Annotated in this window: 4 protein-coding genes; all 4 read left to right on the forward strand. The window is 60.9% G+C overall.

Features of this window, described 5'->3' with window-relative positions; genetic code table 11:
- The first annotated feature begins 84 nt into the window (after positions 1 to 84).
- The 4 genes from ACYQ0L_RS13350 to ACYQ0L_RS13365 all read left to right on the forward strand — a co-directional run bounded on the left by ACYQ0L_RS13350 (position 85) and on the right by ACYQ0L_RS13365 (position 5,677).
- Positions 85 to 2,241, forward strand: coding sequence for a type I secretion system permease/ATPase (locus tag ACYQ0L_RS13350; RefSeq protein WP_459789791.1), 2,157 nt, complete (start codon positions 85 to 87; stop codon positions 2,239 to 2,241).
- Complete coding sequence (locus ACYQ0L_RS13355) at positions 2,241 to 3,740, forward strand: HlyD family type I secretion periplasmic adaptor subunit (RefSeq protein WP_459789793.1); 1,500 nt, start codon at positions 2,241 to 2,243, stop codon at positions 3,738 to 3,740. Before ACYQ0L_RS13350 ends, ACYQ0L_RS13355 begins: the two co-directional genes overlap by 1 nt.
- A gap of 426 nt (positions 3,741 to 4,166) precedes the next feature.
- Entirely contained in the window at positions 4,167 to 4,871 is a 705-nt protein-coding gene (locus tag ACYQ0L_RS13360; RefSeq protein WP_459789794.1) for a hypothetical protein, read from the forward strand.
- Positions 4,872 to 4,921: 50 nt separating this feature from the next.
- Positions 4,922 to 5,677 carry a hypothetical protein gene (locus ACYQ0L_RS13365; protein WP_459789795.1) on the forward strand — a complete coding sequence of 252 codons (756 nt, stop codon included), beginning with the start codon at positions 4,922 to 4,924 and terminating at the stop codon, positions 5,675 to 5,677.
- Positions 5,678 to 6,455: the final 778 nt, after the last annotated feature.

Consider the following 6,455-nt stretch of genomic DNA (forward strand, 5'->3'; position numbering starts at 1 on the left):
CCCATTAAACCCAAGCGCTCACCATGCATGTTGTCATGGCCGGGGTCGCAAATTCAAATGGACAATTCGCGCGCTGAATCCGGGATGGGTTCCGTTGACGAGGCTCTGGCTAGCTTTGTGCTGTTGGCGCAGTTCCTCGGCGTACCTGCAGAACCGGCTCAAATTCATCATGACCGAGGGCAGGGAGATCGTCCGTACGACTTCGATGATCTGATCCGTATTGCAAAGAAGCTGGGGCTTAGCGCCAGGCGCAAGCAAGCTGCGATATCGGATTTGTCGAAATTGCCGCTGCCCGCCCTGGTTGGGCTCTCGGATGGCGGGACCGCTATCCTTTTAAAAACCGACGACACGGGCGACGCTGGCGTGCGCTACATGGTGCTCAAGGCCGGCGGCCAGCGCCCGGAAATATGGTCCGCCCAAGAAGTGGAGCAGCGGTTCGAGCTTTCTGACGACCAGGCAGACTTGCTTTTGATGACCAGCCGAGAACATATCGCAGGGCAGAAGCGCGCGTTCGATATCAGCTGGTTTATCCCGGCGCTGGTCAAGTATCGCAGGCCCTTGCGCGATGTGCTGATCGGCAGCTTCTTTCTTCAGCTGGTCGGGCTTGCGACGCCGATCTTTTTCCAGCTGGTTATCGACAAGGTCCTGGTGAACCAGGCGATGACCACGCTGGAAGTTCTGGCGATCGGGCTGACAGCAATGCTGATCTTCGAGACGATCCTGTCGGGGCTCAGGAACTGGCTCTTCGCGCACACATCCAACCGCGTCGATGCGGAACTTTCCGCCAGTCTGTTCCGTCATCTGGTCGCCTTGCCGCTCAGCTATTTCGAAGCGCGGCGGGTGGGAGACAGCGTGGCCCGCGTGCGCGAGCTGGAGAATATCCGCAACTTCCTGACTTCCAACGCGGTGACGGTGGTGATCGACCTGTTCTTCACCATCGTCTTCTTCGCGGTGATGTACCTCTATTCGCCGCTGCTCACGCTGATCGTGGCACTGACGATTCCGGTCTATGTCCTCATCTCGTTCCTGATCACCCCTCCGCTGCGGGCCCGGCTCGACGAGAAGTTCAAACGCGGGGCGGAGAACCAGGCATTCCTGGTCGAGACAGTCACAGGGATCGGTACGCTCAAGTCGATGGCGGTGGAGCCGCGCATGCGCGACCGGTGGGAGAAGCAGTTCGCAGGCTACATCAAGACCGGGTGGGACGTGACCGTACTGTCTACCTGGGGCAGCCATTTGATCCAGCTGGTCAGCAAATTGACCACGGTCGCGATCCTGTTTTTCGGCGCCAAAGCTGTGATCTCTGGCGATCTATCGGTCGGCGCGCTGGTCGCGTTCAACATGCTGGCCGGACGGGTCGCGCAGCCGATCCTGCGATTGTCGCAGCTCTGGCAGGACTTTCAGCAGGTCCGTATCTCGGTCGATCGGCTGGGGGACATCCTCAACGCGCCCGCCGAGCCGGAACACAATCCCAACCGGGCCAGCCTGCCGCCTATCGAGGGGCGTATCGGGTTCGACAAGGTTCGCTTTCGCTATCGGCCGGACGCACCCGAAGCTCTGCGCGGGGTCAGCCTCGACATACGGCCGGGCGAGATGCTCGGCATCGTCGGGCCCTCGGGCAGCGGGAAGTCGACCCTCACCAAGCTCGTCCAGCGCCTTTACGTGCCCGAACAGGGCCGTGTGCTGGTAGACGGGACCGATCTTTCGCTGGTCGATCCGGCTTGGCTGCGGCGCCAGGTCGGCGTCGTGCTGCAGGAAAACATCTTGTTCAACCGCTCCGTGCGCGAGAATATCGCTCTGTCCAATCCCACCCTCTCGATGGACAAGGTGATTGCCGCCGCACAACTGGCGGGCGCACACGAGTTCATCCTGACCCTCTCTCATGGCTACGATACCCTGATCGAGGAGCGCGGAGCGAACCTTTCGGGCGGACAGCGGCAGCGGCTCGCGATCGCGCGCGCGCTCATCACCGATCCGCGCATCCTGATCCTCGACGAAGCGACGAGCGCGCTCGATGCCGAAAGTGAGGAGATCATCCAGAACAATCTCGGCCGGATCGCACAGGGGCGTACGGTGATGATCATCGCCCACCGCCTTTCCGCCGTGCGCCCGTGCCACCGCATAATTACCGTGGAGGCGGGTGAGATTACGGAGATCGGCACCCACGAGGAACTGTTGCAGGCAGGCGGGCGCTATGCGCAGCTCCACGCCAAGCAGACCGGCATTCGGGAGCGTGCGTGATGGGCTGGCTGACGGACCGCTTCCCTACGTTGTCGAAGCATGCTCGGGTGCTTCGGGAGGCGTGGCGCTCGCAGAACGAGGCGGACAGGACCTTCAAGGCGAAGGACGAACACGAGTTTCTGCCCGCCGCGCTCGAAATCATGGAAAAGCCGCCCAGTCCGGGGATGCGGTGGCTGTTGCTCCTCACCTGCGGGCTGTTCGTCCTGGCGCTGATCTGGGCGGTCTTCGGCAAGGTCGACGTCGTGGCGACTGCGGCGGGGAAGACCGTGCCGGGTGGCAATGTGAAGCTGGTTCAACCGATAGAGATTGGCGCGGTGCGCGCGATCCATGTGACCAATGGCCAGTTCGTCAGGAAAGGGGACCTCTTGATCGAGCTCGACCCCACCCTGGCGAGTGCGGACGAGGCACAGAGCGCGCAGTCGCTGCAATCGGCACGGATCATCGAGGCGCGCAACGATGCCCTGATTGCCCATCTAGAAGGCGGCCCGACGCGCTTCGACGCGCCGCAGGGCACCTCGCCCGATATCGCTCGAACCCAGCAGGCCTTCATCGACAGCGCCATCGCCCAATACGAAGCGCAGGCCGCCGGCTTGCGCCAGCAGCGGGCCGAGAACCGCGCGCGGCTGGCCGCATCCGATGCAGAGATCGCCAAGCTCGAAGAGGCGCTGCCCTTTATCGACCGGCAGCTGGGCGCGCGCGCGGAACTGGCGGAGAGGGGGTTCTATTCGAAGCTCCAGCTGCTCGAATATGAACAACTTCGCGCCGAGCATATCCGCAACATCGAAGTCCAGCGCGCCAACCGCGACCAGGCCGAGGCCTCGATCGGCCGCCTGGACGCCGAACTGCGGGCGTTGCGCGCCAGCTTCGGCAAGACTGCAGTCACCGATCTGGCGGAGGCGAGCGATCGTGCCGGCCTTGCCGGCGAGGAACTGCGCAAGGCCGAGCGGCGACGGCAATACCAGGAACTGCGCGCGCCCGTGGATGGCGTGGTCCAGCAACTCGCGGTGACCACCGTCGGCGGCGTAGTGCAGGCCGCGCAGCCGCTGATGGTTATCGTCCCGTGCAGGTCGGGCGATGCGAGCAGTGCGGCGAACTGCAACGGCGGTGTCTCGGTCGAGGCCTTCGTACAGAACAAGGATATCGGCTTCGTAAAGACCGGCCAGCGGGTGGCGGTGAAGCTGGAGGCGTTCAACTTCACCGACTACGGCCTGATCGAGGGGACCGTGGCCGACATCAGCCGCGACGCGATCGACCAGAGCCAGCAACCCGCGGGCAGCGTGCGCGGTGCCGACGGTCGGCCGGTGCAGCCGGGGCTGGTCTATGCCGCGCGGATCAAACTGGCCTGCGGCGCGGGCGACGCCGCGCGCCATCCGCTATGCGATCAGGTGCAGCCCGGCATGTCCGTGCAGGCCGAGATCAAGACCGGGCGGCGGCGGATCATTCAGTATTTGCTGTCCCCGATACGTCAGGCGGTAAGCGAGTCCGGGCGAGAGCGTTGAAAACGATACTCCTCTGCAAATAGTGTATTGTTGCTATTGGCAAAAAGCAGTAGTCAAGCATTTGCGACTCACCCTTGAAAGTGCGTCTCCCGTTTGAAGTTCTTCCGACCATCGGGTTGTGAGGAAGTGCTGAGGTAGTCTCGTGCGATGAGGGTGGTTTTCTATCACGAATTCCTGCCTGCTATCGGTCTCCGGCCGATGTTCGCGCGCCTTCGAAATCGCGGCGGGCTGTCGCCAGTGTCGCTGTCGTGCCGGGCTGGGCTAGCGTCGAACGCGAAGCGCCGAGGCACTCCGATCGGGCAGATGTGCGAGGGGCGTGCGCGCAATATTCGCAATGCTGCTCCATCCTGGCGAACTCTGTTCCACAGGTTGGCCAAGCATTCGTGGCTACCGAGTGCAGTAATGGTCGCCAGTGCATGCTCGCCTATGGGTGATGGGCCTGCGCAGACCATTTATGTGCCGACATCGAACGGAGTTGAGGCGCAGACGGTCTATACCGGCCCGGATCGAACCGGCGCCGCGCTCGACGATGCCGGGCGAGCCGAACTTCGCGATGCACTGCGCAAGATCGCGCTGTACGGCAATCCCTGTGCCGAGTGGGTGGCCGAACAGGCGGTCGATCTGAAGGGCGGATATCTGGACGGTGCCGTGGGCCCTCGCAGGCGGCGAGACATCCCGGCGGATTGGCGCGCATCGAATGAAAGCGAAATCGAACTGCAATGCATCATGGCCTCCGGTGCCGGGAAGGTCACGGGGGACTCGCAGGCCGAACGCGATGCGAACGGGCTGCTCGATGCACTGGTCTCGGTCATAGGTGATCCGGTGGCTTCGAACACGGCGAAGGCGCAGCTGGATTTCGTGCGTTCACGCGCAATACGTGCGCCGCTGAACGGTGCGGGCATCAATTACCTCGATCAGATTGCCGTCGAACTGTTCGCACCGCAGCGGCTCTTCTCCAACGCTCACGGCGATATCGCTTGCGGCCAGTCAAACTGCCGGTTCCTGCATCGTGTCTGTGGCAGCTTGAGCAGGCGGTATCTGCGAGATCTTGAGGACATCGACGGGCTGAAGGCGATCTGCCGGTTTCGCAATGCGGATGCACTTCTGCGAATGAGGGATGGCGTGCTGTGAGGTCGCCTTGTCCGCGCCACAGTCGATTTGCGAGCGCCTTGGCGTCGGCAATGATGGCGGTCCTCCTGCTCGGCTGCAGTGGTACGGCGAACGGAGGAACCGCGTCGGTGGCTCTGCCGGCGAGCGATGCGGAGCGAGCAACCCGGTCGGCGGGCAGCGAGGCCACTCCCGCCTTCGAGGCCCCCGGGGGCGAGCGGAATTTCGACCCGACATATCAGGTTCCGGCAAGCGCGTTTCTGATCGACAGCGCTGCGTTGAAATACCGCGGATCGCGCTCGCTTGCGCTGTTTCTGACCGGGCAGCGTATCGTTGGCTACATCGATCCGCGCTCCGGCAAGAAGCTGCTGCCCGACGGGACTCTGTGCACGCTCTGGGAGCGGCATCTTGCGGCCGTGATGGGTGGCGATACGCTCGTACACTGCGACGATGTCGCTCTCGAAGGGCGGCTTGTCGGTCCGGGCGCGCAGCGCGAGCTGACAGGCGACATGCGCTACCTCTCCTATCGTTCGGAGCGGTTGTCGCCGGTTTGCAATACATTCGACGAGTGCTTGGGAGTGCCGCTGGATCATTCGATGATCGTCGATTTCCCAGTGTGCGCGATCATCATAGCACACAGGTTCGAAACTGCGGACGGCGAGGTCATCGACCTTGTCGAGGGCACAGACCAGGCCGTTTACGGCCGCATGGCTGAAATCGGCGATCTGTCGAATCCGGATCTATCGAAATTTCGTTTCGGTAAAGATTACAGCATTTTAGATACCGCCGAGAAGTGCGGCGAATTCGTTCGGAGTGTATGGGATGAGTGAGCAGGACGGCCAAGAAAACACGTCTCAAAGCGGGCATGGGACTGATGTACCGAGCGGTGAGATCGTCGTTATTGCGGATCCTAGGCGACTGTACGATCCAGATAGAACCGACATACCTTATCGTGAAGCTTACGATTACATTCGAGAACTCGGGGGGTTGAATGCGGTCAATAATAAAAAGAACCAATACTATAACTACCCTACGAACAGAACGACTCGGAGATATAAAAAGGAGGATGGTGATAATCCTTCTGAGACTATAAGTATCAGATCGTACGATTTTGGCGAGCTGACATATAATGGATCCTTGTATGCTATCCCAAAAATAGAGCTAATAGGATTTAGCTCAAATGAAGCGGCTAAACTAGACACTGCCTTCGCTCTTATAGCTTATGGGGCGCAAAATAATCTGCCAATTGTCGGACTGCGGGCTGTACTGGAAATTTTTGATGCTATCACCGGACGTGGGTATCAAGTCATTCCGGTTTTCGACGCAGGAAAATCCTCTAACGATGGTGCAGGCGGTCAGTCCAACGTGGATCTGGTCAACGGCGAGCTAGGCCCTCTCGTTGATAGCGAACTTGAATCATTCGTCGCGACAGGTTCTGGCGTCAATAATGCAGAGCGGCTTGGGAGCTTTTTTCACGAACTTTCCCATGGTGTCTTTGGGGCTCATGAGTTTGTAGTAGGTCCAGGCGATACGTGGGGTACGCTACTAAAGCCAGTAACCCGTGACGTTATCTTAGATGACCCTTCTTACCGTGCTGGATATGATTTT

Source organism: Alteriqipengyuania triglochinis, assembly GCF_054655655.1.